This is a genomic window from Desulfovibrio sp. JC010, from assembly GCF_010470675.1.
Lineage (GTDB): Bacteria > Desulfobacterota > Desulfovibrionia > Desulfovibrionales > Desulfovibrionaceae > Maridesulfovibrio.
The window spans coordinates 1-19,913 of the sequence record NZ_VOIQ01000010.1 but is presented as its reverse complement, the minus strand read 5'-3'; the positions used below and the strand labels follow the sequence as shown (position 1 = coordinate 19,913).

The window sequence follows — 19,913 nt, the reverse complement described above, 5'->3', positions numbered from 1 at the left end:
CTGATTGAATTGCGGTCTTGGAAAATATTGCTGCGGGACTAAATATTCGTATACTGCGAGGGAGTCGCGCCCGTGTAGCGGCGGAAGGTATTGGTGAAGTGGCTCTGATCTGAAAAACCGCTTTGCAGAGCTGTTTCGGCAAAGGGCAAGCCGGATCGGAGCAGCCGCTTAGCGTGTTCAATGCGCAGTTGCAGATGGTAGCTGTGGGGCGGAAGCCCTGTAGTTTTCCTGAATACACGCAGCAGGTGGTAGCGGGAAAGTCCGGTGGCCTGAGCCAGTTCTTCCAGGGCTACCTTTTCAGAAAGATTTTCATGCAGATATTCGCGGGCTTTTTTTACCGCTCCGGGTTCTGCTGTTTTGGGCACTTTGGACTGTGTTTCACAGTGGCGGGTCAAAAGGGCTGCTGCGGCACGGGCAAGGGCGGTATCAATGGCCAGCCTGCTTTTGACCCCGGATGCTGCGTAGTTCAGGTCGGTCAGGGTGGAGCTGGTCAGCTTATCTTCAGTTACCACGGAGTTGAATTCCGGCAGGCCGTCTTTTTCGTTCAGATCGCGCAGGGCCTTTTCAAACAACCGGTTGTCAAAGCTGAAGACCCGGTAGGTGATGCGGGTATCGGAATCGGTTATGACTCCGGAATGAACGAGGCCGGGGTTGAAAAGGGCAATTTCCCCGCCACGCACAAAAGAGCTTCCCGAACCGGGCTGACGGCAATAGCAGCCGCCTGCCTCCATTACGCCGACAGAGTGGAATCCGTGGGTGTGGTTGGGGAAGGAGTGGTTGGAATTGATGACTTCCTGTATTTCAAGGCCCTCTATTGCAGCGGGCCGCAGGTATCTGATTGTCCCTTTATTCATATGTGTCACCGTGTATCCGGAAGTTTTGCATAAACATCCGTGGAACACAAGTTAGCGGGTGGTTACTCGACAGTCTTGTAAAATATTGCTCTCAGGTATTACTTGCGTGGAAAATACATTTTGTTTCTAATTGGTGCATATAAGTTAAGAGGTATTCAAAGTGGGCAGGACTGTTTTTACTGAAAAAGTTATCGAAGTAATCAAGGCTATTCCCGAGGGGAAAATATGTTCTTACGGCAAAGTTGCCGCCATGGCCGGCAATTCCCGCGGGGCGCGGCAGGTTGTGCGTATTCTCCACACCTCTTCGCAAAAAGAAGGTTTGCCGTGGCAGCGGGTGGTCAATCGTGAGGGATGCATATCTCTGAAAAAAGGGCAGGGCTACGAAAGGCAGCGCGAACTGCTTGAGCGCGAAGGCGTTGTTTTTGAACTGGACGGACACATTGATATTGAAACCTACCTCTGGACAGGAGAGTTTTATGAATAATATTTCCATACCTTATCTGCAGATGAATGACGGTCATACCGTCCCCTCACTGGGATTCGGAACTTACAAGCTGAACGGTTCTTCCGGGGTGGAAACCATGGTTAAGGCCCTCAAAGCCGGATACCGGTTGCTGGATTCAGCTTTCAAATATGAAAATGAAGGTGCGGTGGGCGAGGCTGTCCGGCGCAGCGGGATTCCCCGTGAGCAGATTCAGGTGACCTCCAAGGTCCCCGGACTGCGCCACCGCTACAATGAAGCCCTGTATTCAGTGGAGGAATCCTTATACCGGGCCGGGCTGGATTATTACGATTTCTATCTCATTCATTGGCCCAACCCCAGTCAGGATTTGTATGTGGAAGCATGGCAGGCCCTGATCGAGGCCCGAAAAAGGGGGCTGGTCCGTTCTATCGGCTGCAGCAATTTCCTGCCCGAGCACATGCAGCGTCTGATTGATGAAACCGGGGTTGTTCCGGCGGTGAACCAGATTGAGCTGTATCCGTATTTCATTCAGCAGGGCCAGCGTGAATGGCATGATCAGCACGGTATTATCACCCAATCATGGAGCCCTCTCGGAAGGGACAGTTCAGCCATGCGGGAGCCTGTTATCAATACCATTGCCGAGAAGCACGGCAGGAGTGCGGCGCAGGTAATCCTGCGCTGGCACATCCAATTGGGAGCACTGCCCATACCCAAGGCTACTTCTCCGTCCCGGCAGCTGGAAAATCTCAGTGTTTTTGATTTTGAACTGAGCAGCGATGAAATGTCCGTCATCAGCGCGCTGGACAGACCGGACGGCAGGCGCAAGGATCAGCATCCTGCTTATTATGAGGAGTATTAAAAACAAAGCCCGGAACGTAAAACGCTCCGGGCTTTGTAGTTTCTAACTTGTTTGTAGCGATTATTCCGCCTTCAAATCCTCAACAATTTTCTGCAGTTCGGACACCTGTTCGGCCATTGATTCAAGGGCCATGGCGAATTCACGGGCTCCACTGGCTGTCTCAGCGGTGATGCGGCTGATTTCCTCTACTGAGCTGTTTATTTCTTCGGATGTGGCGGACTGCTGCTCGGCTGCGGTGGCGATGCTCTGGATCTGGACCGCGCTTTCCTCGGCTCCGCTTACGATTTCCTGTAATACTACACCGGAGCTTTCCGAGAATTCGTTGGCTTCCTCAATGCGTTTGTAGACTGTTTCCATGGAGCGGATGTTTTCACCGGCCACGCGCTGGATAGCACCGATGGAATTGGATACTTCCCCGGTGGCGGTCATGGTGCTTTCCGCCAGCTTGCGCACTTCATCAGCGACAACCGCGAATCCGCGTCCTGCCTCACCTGCACGGGCCGCTTCGATGGCGGCGTTCAGGGCCAGCAGGTTGGTCTGGTCGGCAATATCGGTAATGGTGCCTATGATGGCTTCAGTGCCCTTGGCCTGCTTGTCCAGTTCTTCCATGTTACCCTTGAGGTTGTTGACCTCTTCTACGGTCTGTCCGAGGGCGGATTTGGATTTATCCACAACGGATGCTCCGTCTTTGGCCTTGTCCTGAGCTTCGGTACTTGCTCCGGCGGCATCCCCGGCATTGCGGGCGATTTCCAGTACGGTGGCATTCATTTCTTCCATGGCCGTGGCAGTGGAGGAAATGCGGTCGCTCTGGATTTCAGAACCCTGCAGCATTTCATTGGACTGCACGGACATCTGCTCGGATGCGGAAACCACGTGCTGCAAAACCTGCTCCACCCGGTCGGCGGCAAGATGCAGACCTTCGGTGCGGGCCATGTCCGCTTTGGCTCGTGCTTTTTCCGCCTCGGCAGTGGCTTCACGGGCCTTGGCGGATTCATCCTCTGCTTTGCGGGTTTCATCTTCTGCCTTGATGATAGTCTTCTTCAGTTCCCCGACCATATCACGCATGGAGTCAGCCATGCGTCCGATTTCATCCTTCTGGTGGATGTCGAGGTCCGCATCAAGGTCACCGTCTGCCACTTTAGTGGTGTAGTCGGCAGTCTTGAGGATCGGTTTGCTGATCACCCCGGCCAGTACAAATAGGATTCCCAGCAGTAAAAGTACGGCAACCACGCTGATAATTATACTTTTCTGGGCAATTGCATTGGCCTGCGCTTTAACTTTATCCATGGGGATAACCAGTGCGATGGACCACGGATAAGAGGTCTTGCCCACCTTGATGGGGGCGTAGGTGATATATTCAAGCACTCCGGTAACCGGAGATTTGCCTACATAAGAATATGTTTTTCCATTCCTGATGGCGTTTTCAATGTTGCTTTTCTCTTTGCTGTCGACCGACTCTGAAATGTTTTTGGTCTGCAGGTCAGGGTCGGGGTGAGCCACTATGGTTCCTTCGTTGGTCATCAGGAAAGCATAGCCGGTTTCAAAGGGCTTAATTTTCGAGACAGTTTCCAGTAGGTCGTTGAGATAGAAATCAACTCCGACAATGCCTATGTTGAGACCTTTCTTCTTTACCGGGTAACCTGTGGAGCAGAGCCAGAATGTTTTGCCGTCCACTTCCCAGGGATAGGGTTCGGAGAGAGTTTCAACATTTCCGGCCATGGGTTTTTCAAACCATGCCTGTCCGGTGAGGTCTTCATCACCTACGAAGGATTCTGCAATTTTTCCGCCGTCCCGGTAGTACCAGTTGCGGTACGCTCCCTTATACTTATCCATATATTCTTCTTCCCGGTCATCATAGCTAGTTTTACCGGGAAAGGTGCACCATGCGCCGGAAAGACCGGGGTGGCGCTTGAGGACTTTGATCAGGACTGCATCAAGAGCTTCGCGGTCCGGTGTATATTTATAGTTCGCCCCAACTTCGAACATGGAGGCTAGGGTTCTGGTTACGGTGAGGGCTTTACTAAGGGTTTCAGAAATTCCGTTGCCGTAGCCTTGGGCTTCAATATCTGCGGCATGGGTGGCCTGCTTTACAGCCAGAGTTCTGGCCTGATCGGTCATTACCCAGGTGCTGGCGGCAAGAATCAATGCCACCACGCAGAATGTGGGTATGATAATTTTGTTTTTCAGGCTCCAGTCCTTGAACTTCATAAACTCCTCCCTCTTTGGACAATGGCTTTATTTACATATGCTGGTTGTTTACCGGCGGTGAAAGTGCGGTCACCGAGTTCTGTTACTTATCGGAAGATATAACTATAAACTTGACGGATATGTAAAGAAAACTCTTGCTTTTTAGCATGTACAAAATTCAATACCAACACGTTCGATATGTTCACGTAATTCTTTATGGTTTATCTTGCTAAGTAGATTGAGATCAATGGAGTACGGCAGGAAAAGATCATCAAGTTCTATAAGAATGCGGTCACGTTCTGTGGCAGTGATGCTGTCTCCAGCAAGACTGAGGTCGATATCTGACCCGGGCTTATGGTTGCCTTTGGCCCGTGATCCATACAGGATTACCTTTTCTACTGATGGGCAGCTATGAATCACAATGCATATTTTTTGAATGACTTCTTCGCTGAGTCCAAAACGCATTACTCGTCTCCGGCTTCATCACGAATTGTTTTGAATCTTTCAGCTATCTGCTGAAATGCGGGGTGGTAATCTTCCAGAATTCTTGTGGCAATTTCCTTTGCTGTTTCTTCATTATATGTGTGAGAAGAGCGGTTCCGGTCCAGAATCATGGTCATCCATACTTCACCGTTGTCTATCAGTCCGTTTTGGAAAGCTGAACGGACAGCATCCTTGGGTCCAATGAGATTGCTGATTCCCTGATGCTGTAAATAGTCTTTTAAAACGTTCCAAGCCAGTTCGTGAGTGAATTCGAACCCTTGGATCATGCCTTGTTCTTCAAGGTCGGAAAGCTCACGTTCTCCGGCAAGGTCAACTGCTTTAGTAAGTCTTTCCAGTGCTCTTAAGTAGTTGCTGAAACGTTGTTTCCAGCGGATGTCTTTATGCATATATTTCCCCTGTTCATCAGGCAGGTGCGTTTGCTGTGCAACAATCCAGCTCATTACCAGGCTCAGTAGCCCAAATTTCAGTCTTTTGATCTTGCTTATAGCAAGCAGGGGGGGAGTGTCTATGTTCTGGAAAAAGAAAAAGCCACCAATCTTACGATTGATGGCTTCTCCGCAAAAAGTGGCGGAGCCGACGAGACTCGAACTCGCGGCCTCCGGCGTGACAGGCCGGCGTTATAACCAGCTTAACTACGGCTCCGCATATATATTTAAGCGTGTTAAGCAACGCTTAAGTGCGTTTCGTGAAGAAGTTTCTATGTAAAACTACAACTGCTCGCAATTATAAAGTTTAAAAAATATTATAAAAACGAAAACAGGGGAGCGGTGGGCACCGCCAAAGCCGCTCCGACCATCCCGCTTTCGGAAAAGAGTGAAAAGGTATACGTCAAAAATCAGTAGAATGGGCAGCTTCAGCCGTTACAAAGCTTTCAGAGTCCTTCTTTTTGTTATAAAACAAGGCTATGAAAAAAATATTTAAATATAAACTGGACGCAATTGAGGAACTTGTCGAAAGCGGACTTACTCCGGAAAAAGTCAATGATATCCTGTTTCAGTTTGGGACGAACCCCATGGAGAGTGAGGTTCTGGAGAATCTTCTGCTCTACAACGAGACCCTGCCAATGGCTGAAGAATATCCGTTCACGGAGCATGAGCGGTTCATGCATTTTTTGTGGGATACTTTTGACAAACTGCCCATGTGTCTGGTGGTGCCGTTTGCCATTCCGTTTCGGCGTATGATGGCCGAACATATGTTCAAATCATGCGGAGAGGGATTGATTGTGGAAGAAAATGTCCGGTTCAATTTTTTCAAGCGGATTGAAGTGGGGGAGCACAGTTTTCTCAACCGCAATATTTTTCTGGACAGCAAAGGCGGCATTTCCATTGGGGATTATGTGGGCATAGCAGAAAATGTTAATATTTTTACGCACAGCCACAGCGAATCATCTCACATGGAGCGAACTTACATGCCTGTGCGTATTGATAGCTACGCCAAAGTTTATTCCGGGGCTTCCATTCTGCCCGGCGTTACCATCGGCCGGGAGGCAATTGTCGCTTCAGGAGCTACGGTCACCCATGATGTCCCGGCAGGGATGGTGGTTGCCGGGATTCCGGCAAAAGTTATCCGCGAACGCAGTACATCCGGCAAACATGGCGAGGAGCTGGACCATCTCTGGCTGTACTAGTAATCCAGCTTCAGTCCCACGCCCACCTCGCAGATATTGGTTACTGCGGAAAGCTTGATTTTTGATTTCAGGTCAGTGCAATGGCAGGCAAAGACCCTTTCTGCATTTAGTCTGCTGAAGTATTCCAGCGTGCCTTCCATCTGCTCCTCCGGCGGATTAAGCAGGTGGAATCCGCCGATGACATCCTTGATGCGTTCTTCGCCGCAGATCTCGCGGGCATGTTCGATGATGTTGCAGATTCCTGCGTGGGAGCATCCGGTGATGATGACCAGTCCTTCATCGGTGCGGTAGGCCATGGCCGAGTCGTCCTGAATGTAGCAGTCGGCAATTCCGTCCGATGTCCTGATTTTTCCCATGGGAGCAAGGTTTTCAAAGTTGTTGCTGCGTGGAATTTCTCCCAAAAAGACAAGACGGTCGGTTGTCCGGACAGGAGTTTTGGACAGTTGCATGGAGCAGAAGTTGGCTACACTTGCTTCGGTGAGGAATGAGCCGATTTCCGGCAGCCCGTCCACTGTGCGGCTGAGAAAAACATCAGGGTGGGCTGTGAATTCAGGTTTCGGGGTACCCAGTCCTTCAATCATAGCTTCGGTGAAAAGCCGGAATAGCGGGGCCAGCCCCCAGCTGTGGTCCATGTGGGAGTGGGAGAGTACGATGGAGTCAAGTTTCAGCAGATCGATGCCCATTCTGGATGCGTTGTGGATGAATGCATCGCTGTATCCGGCATCAAAGAGGATGTTTTTCTGTTTGGTCGCAATATGAAAGCTGAGTCCGGGTTCCCCCAGCAGATATCTGTCGATGATGGTGTTGTTGTCCATTAAAACTGTCAGTTGCATGGTCGCTCCCTGCTGTTCCGTGTTTTGGGGGTCGTTGGAGGTTTTTACCGGATAGTGTGGAGGTTGTAAAAAATAAAAGCATGTAAAATTGCAGGGGCTATGAAAATTACAGGGAATATTGTAGAGTTGGTTGTAATGTTTTTCAATACGGGCAATTCAGCTTTACCGTTTTTTTTGACTTTAAGGAGATGGGTTTTGTCCAGTCTTTTGTTGTTTGCCGCATTATTCCCTCAGACAGCTTCTGCTGTTGATTTTAATATACCGACAGATGATCATTTCTTGATGTTTTCTTACGAAATGCTTGCAGTGTTTACGCTGCTGGTGCTTCTTGCGGGTGTTTATCTTATTCTGCGCCTTAAGAATGAAATCAATGAAAGAAAAGCAGTGGAAGCTGCACTTTCCGCAAGTGAAAAGAAATTTCGTATGGCTTTTGATACCAGCCCCAACGCCTTTAGTATTACCACTCTGCCTGGTGGTGTTTATGTGGATATTAACCGGAATTTCACAGTATTTTCAGGTTATGAGCCTGAAGATGTTTTGGGTAAATCTGTTCTTGAGTTGAATATGTGGCGGGATGAGGCCAAAAGGAATGAGCTTCTCTCCGGATTGCAGGAGAAAGGCTATGTTAAGGAGCTGGAAGCTGAGTTTGTAGCTAAAGACGGGAGCATCGTATACGGTTCTTTGACCGCCAGTATTGTTAAGCTTGACGGAGTTCCGCATGTGATGGCCATGGTCAGGGACATTACAGCACAGGTGATGGCGGAAAGGAAAAGCAGGGAGCTGGAAGAGGTACTGGCTAACCATGTGGAAACCCAGAGACTTATTGTGGAAACTTCTACCAACCTTTTTTATTCACACGACATAGATAATAAATTTACCTACGTAAGTCCGCAGTCTGATGTCTATCTGGAGTGCTCTCCGGAAGAAGCGCAGGTCAGCTGGTTTGATTTTGCCAGCAATAATCCGATTAACCGGAAAGCGCATGAATATACCGAGAAGGCTATTGCCACAGGTGAACGGCAGCCTCCCTATGAGTTTGAGGTGAAGGGGAGAAACGGTAAAATTACCCTGATGGAGGTCCGCGAAGCTCCGGTGGTGAAAGATGGCCGCACTGTGGCCATTGTCGGCTCACTGGCAGACATAACTGAGCGGAAACGGATGGAAAAAATCCTCAATGAAGAGAACCGTTTTCTTGATGATCTTTTAAAAGCGATTCCCGTTTCCATCGGGGTAAAAAATGAAGAAGGCGTCTTTATCAGTTGTAACCCGGCCTATGCCAAGGCTGCCGGACTGCCCATGGAGCAGATTATAGGTTCGACGACCTATGATATCTACTCTGCGGAGGTGGCAGAGATATTTGCAGAAGAGGATCGGCTGGCCCTTGAAAGCGGGGAGGGACGTAGTTTTGATTTAAGCGGAATGAACTATATGGGTGAGCAGAAAACCTATCAGTTCGTGAAAACCCCATTTCTGGGTATTGAAGGGAAGCATCCCGGAGTGATCAGTGTCGGAATTGACATGACCGAGCGTAAGCAGACTGAAATGGACTTGATTGAGGCTCAGAAGTCGGCGGAAAAGGCCAATGAAGCCAAGTCCGCTTTTCTGGCTAATATGAGTCATGAAATCCGCACCCCGATTAATGGGTTGATGGGGGTATTGCAGCTCATGGAGATTTCCAATGATCAGGATGAATTGCATTCGTATGTCAACACTGCGCTCCAATCAACGCGGCGTCTTAATCGTCTGCTTTCCGATATTCTGGACCTCTCCAAGGTGGAAGCCGGTAAATTTTCCATTAATAATGAAAATTTCGAGCCTGCCGGGTGTTTAAGCGAGATTATACAGCTGTTTGAACCCATGGCGGCAGCTAAGGGCATCGCACTTGAACTGGTTGTAGATCCAGAGGTCCCGTATAGCCTTGTGGGGGATTACCAGCGTTTGCAGCAGATTCTCAGTAACCTTGCCGGGAATGCCATCAAGTTTACAAATCAAGGCAGCGTGAAGGTGGAAGTCAGTGCCCTCAGTTCCGTAAGAGATGGGTGGTGCAGGCTTCTTTTTGCGGTTTCGGATACCGGGGTGGGAATTCCGGTCGAGGCGCAGGATAAATTGTTCAATGCTTTTGTTCAGGGACATGATGAGCAGCAACGTTTCGGAGGAACCGGGCTTGGGCTGGTGATTTCCCGGCGCATAGCGGAATTAATGGGCGGCAGCATGGCTCTTGAAAGCGAGGAAAATGTCGGCTCTACTTTTTATGTCCAGCTTTCCTTCGAAATTGCGGAGGCTTCTGAATACTGTCCTGAAGGGCAGAATGAGTTTTCACCTGCGGGACTCAAGGTACTGCTGGCGGATGATGATCCTGTGTCCCGGCAGATTGCTTCCCTGTTGCTGGAAAAAATGGGCTGCCACGTCTTGGCTGTTGAGGACGGCAAAAAGGTTCTTTCCGCACTGAATATCGGCGATTTTGATCTGCTGCTGATCGATATCCAGATGCCTGTTATGGACGGTCCCGAAGCCGCAAAACAGATTCGTTCCGGCTGTTGCGGTGAGCAGCATCGGGATATTCCCATAATTGCCCTTACAGCCTGCGCCATGGCCGGAGACAGGGAGCGTTTCATGGAGGCCGGCATGAGCGGATACGTGGAAAAACCACTGGAAGTGAAGTTGTTGGGTAAGGAATTGCAGAGGGTTTATAAAAAATAATCTCCCAAAAAAGAAAAATCCACCAAGGTTACGATTGATGGCTTCTGTGCGAAAAGTGGCGGAGCTTTAATTTACAAGGTAAATAAGTTTTTGATGAATTGATCAAATGCTGAAACCTGAGGTATCTTTCGTGTTTTTTCACAGATCCATCGATTGTCCTGAATCGATACTTGGATTGCTTTCCCCGGCTTAAGTATGCTGCTGATAATATTAATGGTGGCTTTCTTCTTGCCTGCTGGTTTTTTGAATTCTTTTCTGTCGTCCTTATTAAAATCTTTTGTGTTAAGGTTCAAAGTTTCGACTAGTTCAGATGCAGGAGTCAGTATGCTTGGGTACGCTTTTTCTGCACAGAGGATGAGTATGTCTTCCAGAGTCCCCTCTGTGGAGTTATCCGGTAGAATAAATATGCCTGTATTGGGAGAGCCTTCAGTTACTTTTCCCGCTATGTTCGGACGGGGAATTTTAAGTGTTTCAAATCCGGCGGCAAATTTGTCGAATCTATCTTCAGCCGATGTGGGGCTGTCCATGTCAGCAATGATTCCAATTCCGGCGAATTCTTCAATCCCCTTCATGTTTTCAGGGAGGAGGCTTTCTATCATTTCTGTGATGTCATTGACCAACTGGTCATCTGAATTTGCGCAGCTAACGGCAATCAGCATTTCGTCTTTGTTTTTGTAAAATGTCGGAACTGGTATTCTTTTGTATAAATCTCCATCAACCGGATAACTGATTATTGTCAGTTCTTCGAATAATGTTCCTTTAATGCCGTCAATCTCACGTATTGGCGAGAAACCGTAAAATTTTAAAAAGCGTCCCACAAAAGCACTGTCGTGTGGTCCTTCTACTGCGAGATATCCATATTTCATGTCTACCTCACATCAAGGCCGCGTTTGTGACGGATACGGTAAAGCATGTCGTGGGAATACCTTCTGAAAAGCGTACCGCCCTGATCCAGTTTATATACCGCAAGCTCTTCATCTGTAGTGCCAATAAACGCATCAACAGCTTCAAGGCTGTGAGTGGATGCAAAAATCTGGACGTTCAGTTTATTTGCTGCTTTCACAATCCATGCTGCAGTTTCTTTGAGAACCGAAGTGTGGATGGAGTTGTCTATTTCATCAAGTATGCAGACTCCGTCTTTAGCTGCGATCATCTGCATGGCGATGAAGAGGACTCGACGTAGACCATCGCCAAAGGTCATTATTGGAGCGGTGCCTGTTTTTTCGTGTTCAATGTGGAGAGTGCTGGTGAAACCTTCTCCAAGAATCATCAGGTCTTTTATGTATGGGTCAAATTTTTGTAGTAATCCAATCAAATCATTTCTCATACCTAACTTGTGCGTTTGACTGTATAGTTGGGCATATATTCCATGAATACGGTGTGCATGCGGCTCAATGAATTGCGTAATGAATTTGTGTTCCTTGGTTTCATATGATTGAATGGGAGGGAATTGCCATTCAATAATTGAACCTTCTTGTAATGAATTTAAGCCACTTTTTTTGTCTCGTTTGGTGCTTTTAATTTTAACTAGTAAACCTTGTTGCTCAATTGCTTTTTGTGCTTGCTCCAGTGCTAAATGAACTTCTGGCTTTCCAAAAATATTTTCTGTGTTCGCGGTGTATTCTTGTTGTGAGTTGTCCATATCTCCAGAAATAGATATGGGCATTAGTATATTGGTTTTATTTTCGTATGTGGTTGGGAATAGCCATTTTACTTTATCAATATTTGACGTGTTTGGGTCGAAGAACATGCTGCTTTCTCTTAGTTTGGCTATCCTTGTAAGGATAAATGCATCAGCTGGACAGCAAAACGCATAAATGGCTTCCAGCACAGATGTCTTCCCGCAATTGTTATCCCCGACAAAGAGGTTGATCCTGCTGAAGTCTTTCAGTTCCAGTTCTTTCAAGCCTCTGAATGCGTGAATCGTGATGTTGTCTATATGCGGCATTTTTTATCCTGTGTCAGATTTAGTTGTGTGGGGAGGATAACGGTGAATTGTAAAAAATTCCAGACTTGTTTTGTCGTGCCCAAAAAAGAAAAAGCCACCAATCTTACGATTGATGGCTTCTCCGCGAAAAGTGGCGGAGCCGACGAGACTCGAACTCGCGGCCTCCGGCGTGACAGGCCGGCGTTATAACCAGCTTAACTACGGCTCCGCTATATATTAAACGTGTTAAGCAACGTTTAAATATCTGAGGTGGTAGGCGGAACAGGGCTCGAACCTGTGACCCTCGGCTTGTAAGGCCGATGCTCTCCCAACTGAGCTATCCGCCCTCAGTGAGGAATCAGTTCTAAAGATACTCGCTCCAGTTGTCAACAGAATTTTTCAGAAAGTTATAAAAAATTATTCCTGCACCCATTTGAGGGCTTCATCTTTTTGTTCAGGGCTGAAATGGCGCACCTCTATGGACGGAAAAAGCTTGTCGCCGATTTTGATCAGCGGCTCGTGCCATTTGTTTTCCGAGACCACGGCTTTCTTAAAGAAGCGTTTCAGGTTGGGCAGGGCGAATTTAAGGTCTTCGATGAGGGCGTCAAAGGTGATCCCTCCCATTTCCACAACCTCCACATAAACGGCGATCCTTTCTTCGCTTTCCATCTTTTTTTCACAGACGGAGATCATATTCTGCATGTCTTCTTCGCGGATTTTGCCTTTGATCTTGAGGCCCAGAACTTTGGGGGCGATCTCGATGATTTCAATCATGGCTTACTCCGTGTCTTGTTCCTGTTTTTCAGGAAGTGAAATGATAAAAACAGTTCCTTTCTCAGGGGTGGATTCAAAACGAACCTGACCCTTGAGGTATTTTTCCACCAGCAGTTTCATGCTGTAGGTCCCAAGCCCTCTGCCTGTTCCTTTGGTGGAAAAGGATCGTTTGAAAATCTGTCTTTGGATTTTTGAGGGTATATAAAAATTGTTGTGTACCCAAAAATGAATGCTCCCGTCTTTTTTTTCGCAGCCTATGGTGACGGTCTCATCCTGTTCGGAGGCTTCAAGGCCGTTTTTTACCATGTTGCCCAGTGCCCTGATCAGGATTGTTGACTCCGTATCGAAGTACAGTTCATCGCAGTCATTGGAGATGGATATCTGACGGTCAACGCAGAGAGGATGGGTGCTGTACATGGCCCGTATTTTTTTCAGCGTTCCTGTGCTTGATACCGGCTTGAACGGGATTTTGAGGCTTCCGTCTTCTGCTCTGGAAACATCTCTTTGGGCTTGAATTTCTTCCACCATCTGCGAAATGGTGTTGTCCATTTTAAGGCATTGTTTGCGTGTGTCGCTTGAAGATGTGTTGCGGCAGAGCATCTGTGATGCATATCTTAAGCCTGTGGCGAGATTTAAAATGTCATGGAAAAACAGGCGCTCAAGATTCTTTTTTCTTTTTTCACTGCTGATATCGAGAACAGTAAATATTATGAGATCTTCGTCTTCGTATTCAAAGGGAGAAGTGAATACCTGCAGGTCCAGTGCTTCGTCACACTCCGGGGAATGTCTCAAAATACGGCATTCCTCAGAATGGACAGTACCGGCAAGTGATTTGATGATGGAAGCTGCTGCTCCGCAGTCCCGGCAGAATTTGCTTGTTCCGCAACCTGCTTCATTGGCAAAGGCATGGATACAGCCCAGTGCTTCTCCCGGACGGAGTCCCACTGTCTGTTGCGGGTTTTCAGTTTTGGTTATGGATTGGAACACGGAGTTACAGAATACAATCTGCCGATATGAATTGATAATTATTATGGGAATGGGCAAAGCATGCAGGATTGCCGTATGCGGTCCGGTGCTCAGGCTGTCAGCCATCTCCTGAAGGTTTATCACCGGAGCGCGTTCAGCAGGAGCAAAATCTGTGGTCAAGTGCATGAATACCTCATTAAGCAGTTGTTCTCATTTTATTTCTAGTCCAGATCAAGTATTAACTTATTTTTGATATTATGCAAATAATCTCTGTCGGTGTGTTTTATAATAATATTGCAGTGATGGGGCATGAAATACTAAGAGGGATCAGTTTATTTTGAAAATTAATCATAAATGGAGAAAATATAATGGGTGCTAAGGCTGAACTCTTCAGCAAAAAAATGTGCGATATCCTGAACTACGGGGCACTTAACCTGGCCATGGGTATAGGTTATGAGACCGGTCTTTTTGAAGCTTTGTCCCGCATTGACGGACCTGCCTCGTGCACTGAAATCGCTGCTGAAGCAGGTGTCAGCGAGCGTTATCTGCGTGAGTGGGTGGGAGTCATGGTTTGCGGAGGGATTGTTGAGGTCAGCGCGGACGGGCAGGGAAATGAGTTGTTTGAACTGCCTGAAGAGTACATCCCTTTTCTTTGCCGCTCCGGGGGCAATTCCAATCTCGGAGTTTATACACAGGAAATCCCCCTGCTCACTGATTGCGCCCGGCAGGGAGTGCTGGAAGGCATGAAGGACGGGGCGGGGATACCATATGCACGCTACCCTAAATTTTATTCATTCATGGAAGAGCTGGCTGATGCAAAACACCGGGAGGTGCTGGTGCGGACCTTTTTGCCCTCGGTGCTGGGCGGGGAAATGGTCCGGCGTATGAAAAAGGGGATTTCCGTCTGTGACATCGGATGTGCCGAGGGTGTCGCCCTTGAGGTTATGGCACAGGCTTTTCCTGCTTCACAATTCACCGGGACCGATATTTCTGAAGAGTCACTGGAAAACGGGCGCAAGCGGGTGGCCGATTTGGGGTTGGAGAATATTACTTTCAAGCTTCAGGATGCCGCCGGAGATAATGTTGAACCGGAACAGTTTGATTACATCACCGCCTTTGATTCCATCCACGATCAGACCCGTCCCTTTGCTGCTTTGCAGAACATACATAATCAGCTCAAGCCCGGCGGGATTTTTTCCATGATCGACATCAAGGCCGATTCTTCAATTAGCGGGAATATGGAACACCCCATGGGTCCGTTTCTTTATGCGGTGAGTCTGATGCACTGCATGCCTGTAGGACTCATGGGCGGCGGGACCGGGCTGGGCATGATGTGGGGCCGTGAAAAAGCCGTTTCCATGTGCCGGGATGCCGGGTTCAGCCGGATTGAGGTGACTGATATTCCTGAAGACGGTTTCAACAGCCATTACCTGTGTTTTAAATAGCGGAAACAGAGGGAATGAGGCCGGCTTTGGTTCATTGACACCGGAATGGATGTTGGTTATCTGATGACTTTGAAATTGAAAGTCAATATTAATGGCAATCGGTTTGTCCGGGAGTTAATAAATGAATCAAATGATCAGCACGCGTACATTCTTTCCTGAGGAAGATTTGCGCGTGGTGCACTGTATTCAGGGACGCATACGGGTGCGCTGCAGCGGTTTCAGCAAAGTGATCCTGAACCCGGATTATGTGGAGGCCCATGTGGCTTCATTTCCGGGTATAACCAAGGTCCGTTTGAATTTGTATGCGGGGAGCCTGATTGTACGCCATGATCGCCTTGAAGACATTTTTGCTCAGCTGGTGCATGCCCTGAATACCCTCCCTGTGGAAAGTTTCACTGCTGCCTCGAACAGGGGTGAGCCCATAACCAGAATTGCTGTGGGAACCCATCTGCTCATGGCTGCGGCAACTCCTTTTTTGCCTTCGTTACTACAGATGCATGTCGCTTTTTCTGTTGGAATACCGATTCTTTGGGAGGGGCTGAAGAATTTGTTTTCACACGGAATCAGTGCCAAATCTCTTGACGGGTTCAGTGCGGGGCTTTGTCTGGTTTTGAAAAATTACCCGGCTGTTGCCGTGATCGGATTCATGCGTATTCTGGGGGATTTTCTCAAGCAACGTAACGATATCCGCTCCAATGAACTTTTGGTAAAGCTGTTCCGCAGCCGCAGGAAAGCTGTCTGGGTTGAGCGGGACGGTGTTGAAGTGGAAATTTCTTTTGATTGTGTGCGTTGCGGTGATATTGCTGTTTTCGGTGCCGGGGAATTGGTGGCTGTGGACGGTGAAGTTGTCGGCGGTTCTGCCGTGGTCAACAAAAGCATGATTACCGGGGAGTCCATTCCGGTCTGTCTGGAAATAGGCGGCCATGCCGTTTCCGGTTCAGTGGTGGAGAGCGGGCGTCTCCGCGTCCGGGCGGACAAGGTGGGGGCGGAAACATCCATGTCCCGGATCAACCGTTTTCTGGAGCAGGCTATTCAGGATAAATCCCTGCCGGAACTGAAAGGCGACCGTCTTGCGGACAAACTTGTTCCGGTGACTCTCGGTCTCAGCGGTGCGACCTATGCCCTGACCGGGGATTTGTCCCGCACAGCTTCCATGGCTTCCATTGATTACGTCTGCTCGGTGAAATTTCCGGCCTGCTTTTCGGTGAAAAGCAGTATCTATGCCGCCGCCCGTTCCGGCATGCTGTTGGCGGGAGGGCGTCCTCTTGATGCCTTTGCCAAGGTGGATACCGTTGTTTTCGATAAAACCGGGACCCTGACCCGGAACCTTATGCAGGTCACCGATGTTGCCCCTTTCGGCAACCGGGACAGCTTGGAAGTATTGAATCTTGCCGCCCGCATTGAGCAGCACTATGAACATCCGCTGGCAAAGGCGGTGGTGCAGGAAGCTCTATCACAGGGATTGCAGTTAAGCCCGGTCAGCGATGTGGAATTTGTCGTTTCAAAGGGAATCCGGGCCATGGCTGACGGCCATGAAATTCTGGTCGGCAGCAGAGGGTTTGTCTTACAGTACTGCGCTCCGGAGTGTCCTGATATCGATCGGCGTGCAGATCAGTTGCGCTCTCAGGGCAAGATTGTTTTATATGTTGCCCGTGGCGGAGAAGTTATAGGTCTTGTCGCCATGCGCGATACCCTCCGTCCTGAATCCAGTGAAGTAATCGCGGAATTGAAGCGCACAGGAATTAAAAAAGTGGTGGTACTCACCGGGGATCACTGTACGACAGCCAGCAGGTTAAAGGAACGTCTTGACGGGATTGATGAGTTGCATTGGGAGCTGGCTCCCGAAGACAAGGCCAGTATTGTTCAGGATTTGAAAGCGCAGGGAGCAGTGGTTGCCGTGGTCGGCGACGGTGTGAATGATGCCCCGGCCTTAATAGCCGCTGATCTGGGAATCTGCATGGGTCACGGCGGGGAACTGGCCCGCCTGAGTGCTCAGGCTGTGATTATGAATAATGATTTGCGTTCCATATGCGCTGCGCGGAGCATAGCTTTGCGCCAGCACCGTATTCTGGATCACTGCTACCGTCAGGGGGCTGTTGTGAATACATCTCTGTTCGCCCTTGCTTCTGCCGGCTTGCTGGCCCCGCTTGCATCCACTGTACTTCACAACCTGAACACTTTCGGATTAGTGGGCTATTCCATGTTCCGCGCCGGGCGGCTTGAAAGCAGTAAAGCTTGATCTGAAATATTGATGAAATTTGAAAAGGGTGCCGGATTGTTAAGTCCGGCACCCTTTTGTTTATTGGTTTACCTGTCTGATCAGTTCCACGGCCTCAAGGGGAGGGCGGGCTTCAATTCGTTTGTATTCGCGTCCGTCCGGCGTGCGCGAAACCAGTTCTTCGTCCACCAGCCAGCGTCGAAGCATGGCATGGTCGCAGAAGCTGTGAGCCAGAATAAGTTTTTCATCCAGTTCCAGCTCGGTCATTGCAGTGCGGGCGGGAAGACGCGACCACAGAACCCAGAGGCAGAGTATGCGCTGGTTATATTTCTTGGGCCAGCAGCGGAGTTGGCTGTTGAGGTCAAAATAGCGGGTCGCCTTGGTTACCCGTTTCATGTCGATGGAAAGCGGCTGCTGTTTTTGCGGTTTTGCCTGTTCAGCCTTGAGGTGCTGGAAGTTTTTGTAACCCCCGGCCTTGGCCAGCAGGTTCATCATTTCCACATGACCGGGCACCTGCCCGGCATCTTCCAGCTGTCGGCGCAGGCTGCGCGACAATGCGGATACATCGTTGATGATGAGGGGAAGTTGAGTACGGGACATGTCTTATCCTTGCTTTTGTGCCTACCGCAAAGAAAAGGGATTGCCGGTGGCCGTCCTTCCGACTCGGCACGGGATAAGTGTCGAACGGGATAATGGTGTGGCAGGTTTAGCTCCCCGATAAGGGGCGACGGCGCCTTGGTGAACTGCCGACCGGGAGACAAATTACAGCAGTGTGGTGATATAATCAATATAAAAAAGAGTGCCGACCTATAGCGGGCAGCACTCTTTTCAGAATAAATATTCCGGGTTGGACTAGTCCTGATAAGCTCCGGCGGAGTAAGTCAGTTCGTAGCTGTGGCTGTATACTTCCACGATGTTGCCGAAGGGATCTTCGCAATAGACCATGCGGTAGGGCTTTTCGCCGGGGTAGTATTCGCGTACGGGCATGCGCTGCTTGCCGCCGTGTTCCACAATTTTGGCTGCAAGGCCTTCCACATCGGGGTCCTGCACGCTATAGTGGAATACTCCTGTTTTCCAGAATTCGAAGTTGTTTTCACGGCGTTCAGAGTTGGGGAATTCGAAAAGTTCAATGCCGATTTTATCACCGGTGGAAAGGTGGGCTATTTTAAAGCTGGACCAGCCTTCACCGAAAACATCGTTACACATGATGCCGATGGCGGATTCGTCCTGGGTGATTTCTGTGGGTTCCATAATCAGATACCAGCCCATGACTTCTGTGTAGAATTTGACTGCCTGCTCAAGGTTTGTCACGGTAATGCCGATATGGGAAAAGTTTCTTGGATAATTCATGTTGTTCTCCTTGGTTTTTGTTTGAACTGAGGAGATAGTAACCTGTTAAAATACTTGTGCAAGAAGGCACTATTTTGTAGGTGGCGAACCTATTGGTAAGAATTGCGTGATTTGTGGGTATTGCGCGCGAAATTTTTTTTGAGGTTTGTATGATTAAGTACAAAGGCAAGCCGTTCAGGTGCCCGGTTGAGGTCGGCATGGGCATAATCAGCGGTAAGTGGAAGAGCCTGATTCTGTGGCATCTGCATGAAAAGCCGATCCGGTATAAGGAATTGGAACGTATTGTTCCCGGCGTAAGTCAGAAGATGCTGACCCAGCAGTTGAAGGAGATGGAAGCTGACGGGTTGCTGTTGCGTAAAGTTTACCCCGAAGTTCCGCCGAGGGTTGAGTACGCGTTGACCGGGCTGGGGCACAGCGTTTTTCCCCTGCTGGAAGCGATCCACAAGTGGACGGTGGATAATCTGGAGCTGGAACAGATTGAAGAGTAGACTGAATCGCCGCAGCGATTCAGTTCTATATTAATGGAACCATTTATATCCTCCCGGTCCGATTCCATCCCAACTGAAATTTGAGATGGTCTTTGTAGAAGAAGTCCCGGCATACGGTGGTTTATTGAATTGAACTTTGATCGTGTTTTGCCCCGGTGAAAGTAAATGGGCTCCATTGTGAAGGGCTTTATCATTGAAAAAGTTCTGTGCGTGCCCGGCATATCTGTCGTTGATGTACCATACGGGTCTTTCTGAGGACTTCGGAAGGATGGGGAACGATCCCTTGATCCACAATGTTGCTTTCTGTTTGCCGTTTCCCCATTTGCCGACACCGATTTGTGCAATTCGCCATGGGCATGACTTGCTGTCTTCGGCCAGAGCTTTTTCGGGCGAAATTGTAAGCAATAAAGAGCAGGCAAGACAGATTATGATTATTGAAAAGAGATTTTTTTTCATGATTGCCTCCCTGTATTTTTTTGTTGTTAATTATAATGTATATTTTCGAAAAAAACCAGTTTCGGCATTACATGCGCGCAATAAAAAAGGATAGCAGTCAATATGACTGCTATCCTCAGATTGCTGACAAAGTCCTCGCCTTTTGGTGAGGACTTTTTTATATTGTTTGCATGTTAAAAAAGCCTGAGCAAAAGCAAGTCACTGTTGAGTTGGTTACGATTGAAGAATTGGTTCCTGAGAACCATTTACTTCGAAAGATAAA

The 19,913-nt window shown here is 48.7% G+C and carries 19 protein-coding genes and 3 tRNA genes; 7 read left to right on the top strand and 15 right to left on the bottom strand.

All coding sequences use genetic code 11. The features are described from left to right. Positions 1-38 precede the first annotated feature (38 nt). The gene (locus FMR86_RS12310; protein ID WP_163351703.1) at positions 39-854 is read right to left on the bottom strand and encodes an AraC family transcriptional regulator; all 816 of its coding nucleotides are present in this window, start codon (positions 852-854) and stop codon (positions 39-41) included. Positions 855-1,014: 160 nt separating this feature from the next. Here FMR86_RS12310 and FMR86_RS12305 point away from each other — a divergent pair, with 160 nt between their 5' ends. Then, complete coding sequence (locus FMR86_RS12305) at positions 1,015-1,338, top strand: MGMT family protein (protein WP_163351702.1); 324 nt, start codon at positions 1,015-1,017, stop codon at positions 1,336-1,338. After that, entirely contained in the window at positions 1,331-2,176 is an 846-nt protein-coding gene (locus tag FMR86_RS12300) for an aldo/keto reductase (RefSeq protein ID WP_163351701.1), read from the top strand. The genes FMR86_RS12305 and FMR86_RS12300 overlap by 8 nt, the downstream gene beginning before the upstream one ends. Positions 2,177-2,236: 60 nt before the next feature. Here FMR86_RS12300 and FMR86_RS12295 read toward each other — a convergent pair whose 3' ends face one another. The 4 genes from FMR86_RS12295 to FMR86_RS12280 all read right to left on the bottom strand — a co-directional run bounded on the left by FMR86_RS12295 (position 2,237) and on the right by FMR86_RS12280 (position 5,509). Then, positions 2,237-4,384 carry a methyl-accepting chemotaxis protein gene (locus FMR86_RS12295; protein WP_163351700.1) on the bottom strand — a complete coding sequence of 716 codons (2,148 nt, stop codon included), beginning with the start codon at positions 4,382-4,384 and terminating at the stop codon, positions 2,237-2,239. A gap of 141 nt (positions 4,385-4,525) precedes the next feature. Continuing rightward, on the bottom strand, positions 4,526-4,828 hold the full coding sequence (locus FMR86_RS12290; protein ID WP_163351699.1) for a nucleotidyltransferase domain-containing protein: 303 nt from the start codon (positions 4,826-4,828) through the stop codon (positions 4,526-4,528). After that, on the bottom strand, positions 4,828-5,307 hold the full coding sequence (locus tag FMR86_RS12285) for a nucleotidyltransferase substrate binding protein (RefSeq protein ID WP_239057230.1): 480 nt from the start codon (positions 5,305-5,307) through the stop codon (positions 4,828-4,830). Before FMR86_RS12285 ends, FMR86_RS12290 begins: the two co-directional genes overlap by 1 nt. A gap of 125 nt (positions 5,308-5,432) precedes the next feature. Continuing rightward, positions 5,433-5,509 (bottom strand) — tRNA-Asp (locus FMR86_RS12280). 262 nt (positions 5,510-5,771) lie between these two features. On the opposite strand from FMR86_RS12280, the gene FMR86_RS12275 reads away from it, so the two are divergent. Beyond that, positions 5,772-6,494 (top strand): acyltransferase, encoded by a 723-nt coding sequence (locus FMR86_RS12275; RefSeq protein ID WP_163351698.1) that lies wholly within the window; start codon positions 5,772-5,774, stop codon positions 6,492-6,494. On the opposite strand, the gene FMR86_RS12270 is transcribed toward FMR86_RS12275, so the two are convergent. Further along, entirely contained in the window at positions 6,491-7,327 is an 837-nt protein-coding gene (locus tag FMR86_RS12270; protein WP_163351697.1) for an MBL fold metallo-hydrolase, read from the bottom strand. The two genes, FMR86_RS12275 and FMR86_RS12270, sit on opposite strands and share 4 nt — an antisense overlap. Positions 7,328-7,609: 282 nt before the next feature. Between FMR86_RS12270 and FMR86_RS12265 the strand changes: the two genes are divergently transcribed. Further along, positions 7,610-10,027, top strand: coding sequence for a PAS domain S-box protein (locus tag FMR86_RS12265; RefSeq protein WP_163351696.1), 2,418 nt, complete (start codon positions 7,610-7,612; stop codon positions 10,025-10,027). Between the two features lie 71 nt (positions 10,028-10,098). On the opposite strand, the gene FMR86_RS12260 is transcribed toward FMR86_RS12265, so the two are convergent. The 6 genes from FMR86_RS12260 to FMR86_RS12235 all read right to left on the bottom strand — a co-directional run bounded on the left by FMR86_RS12260 (position 10,099) and on the right by FMR86_RS12235 (position 13,880). Beyond that, on the bottom strand, positions 10,099-10,893 hold the full coding sequence (locus FMR86_RS12260) for a DUF3226 domain-containing protein (protein WP_163351695.1): 795 nt from the start codon (positions 10,891-10,893) through the stop codon (positions 10,099-10,101). 2 nt (positions 10,894-10,895) lie between these two features. Continuing rightward, positions 10,896-11,975, bottom strand: coding sequence for an ATP/GTP-binding protein (locus FMR86_RS12255; RefSeq protein ID WP_163351694.1), 1,080 nt, complete (start codon positions 11,973-11,975; stop codon positions 10,896-10,898). A gap of 131 nt (positions 11,976-12,106) precedes the next feature. Then, positions 12,107-12,183: transfer RNA gene (locus FMR86_RS12250), tRNA-Asp, on the bottom strand. 42 nt (positions 12,184-12,225) lie between these two features. Then, positions 12,226-12,301 (bottom strand) — tRNA-Val (locus tag FMR86_RS12245). A gap of 70 nt (positions 12,302-12,371) precedes the next feature. After that, positions 12,372-12,728 carry an STAS/SEC14 domain-containing protein gene (locus FMR86_RS12240; protein WP_163351693.1) on the bottom strand — a complete coding sequence of 119 codons (357 nt, stop codon included), beginning with the start codon at positions 12,726-12,728 and terminating at the stop codon, positions 12,372-12,374. 3 nt (positions 12,729-12,731) lie between these two features. After that, positions 12,732-13,880: an ATP-binding protein gene (locus FMR86_RS12235; RefSeq protein ID WP_163351692.1), complete on the bottom strand. Its 1,149-nt coding sequence runs from the start codon at positions 13,878-13,880 to the stop codon at positions 12,732-12,734. A 182-nt stretch (positions 13,881-14,062) separates the two neighbouring features. Between FMR86_RS12235 and FMR86_RS12230 the strand changes: the two genes are divergently transcribed. Then, positions 14,063-15,139, top strand: a complete 1,077-nt coding sequence (locus FMR86_RS12230; RefSeq protein ID WP_163351691.1) for a class I SAM-dependent methyltransferase — start codon at positions 14,063-14,065, stop codon at positions 15,137-15,139. Between the two features lie 121 nt (positions 15,140-15,260). Then, complete coding sequence (locus tag FMR86_RS12225) at positions 15,261-17,378, top strand: heavy metal translocating P-type ATPase (protein WP_163351690.1); 2,118 nt, start codon at positions 15,261-15,263, stop codon at positions 17,376-17,378. A gap of 60 nt (positions 17,379-17,438) precedes the next feature. Here the strand turns inward: FMR86_RS12225 and FMR86_RS12220 are convergent, their stop codons facing one another. Next, positions 17,439-17,957 carry a DUF2087 domain-containing protein gene (locus FMR86_RS12220; protein ID WP_163351689.1) on the bottom strand — a complete coding sequence of 173 codons (519 nt, stop codon included), beginning with the start codon at positions 17,955-17,957 and terminating at the stop codon, positions 17,439-17,441. A gap of 252 nt (positions 17,958-18,209) precedes the next feature. Further along, positions 18,210-18,707: a lactoylglutathione lyase family protein gene (locus FMR86_RS12215; protein ID WP_163351688.1), complete on the bottom strand. Its 498-nt coding sequence runs from the start codon at positions 18,705-18,707 to the stop codon at positions 18,210-18,212. 149 nt (positions 18,708-18,856) lie between these two features. On the opposite strand from FMR86_RS12215, the gene FMR86_RS12210 reads away from it, so the two are divergent. Continuing rightward, a complete protein-coding gene (locus FMR86_RS12210; RefSeq protein ID WP_163351687.1) occupies positions 18,857-19,195 on the top strand; it encodes a helix-turn-helix domain-containing protein in 339 nt (112 codons plus the stop codon). Between the two features lie 30 nt (positions 19,196-19,225). Here FMR86_RS12210 and FMR86_RS12205 read toward each other — a convergent pair whose 3' ends face one another. Continuing rightward, on the bottom strand, positions 19,226-19,651 hold the full coding sequence (locus tag FMR86_RS12205; protein ID WP_163351686.1) for a hypothetical protein: 426 nt from the start codon (positions 19,649-19,651) through the stop codon (positions 19,226-19,228). Between the last annotated feature and the right edge of the window lie 262 nt (positions 19,652-19,913).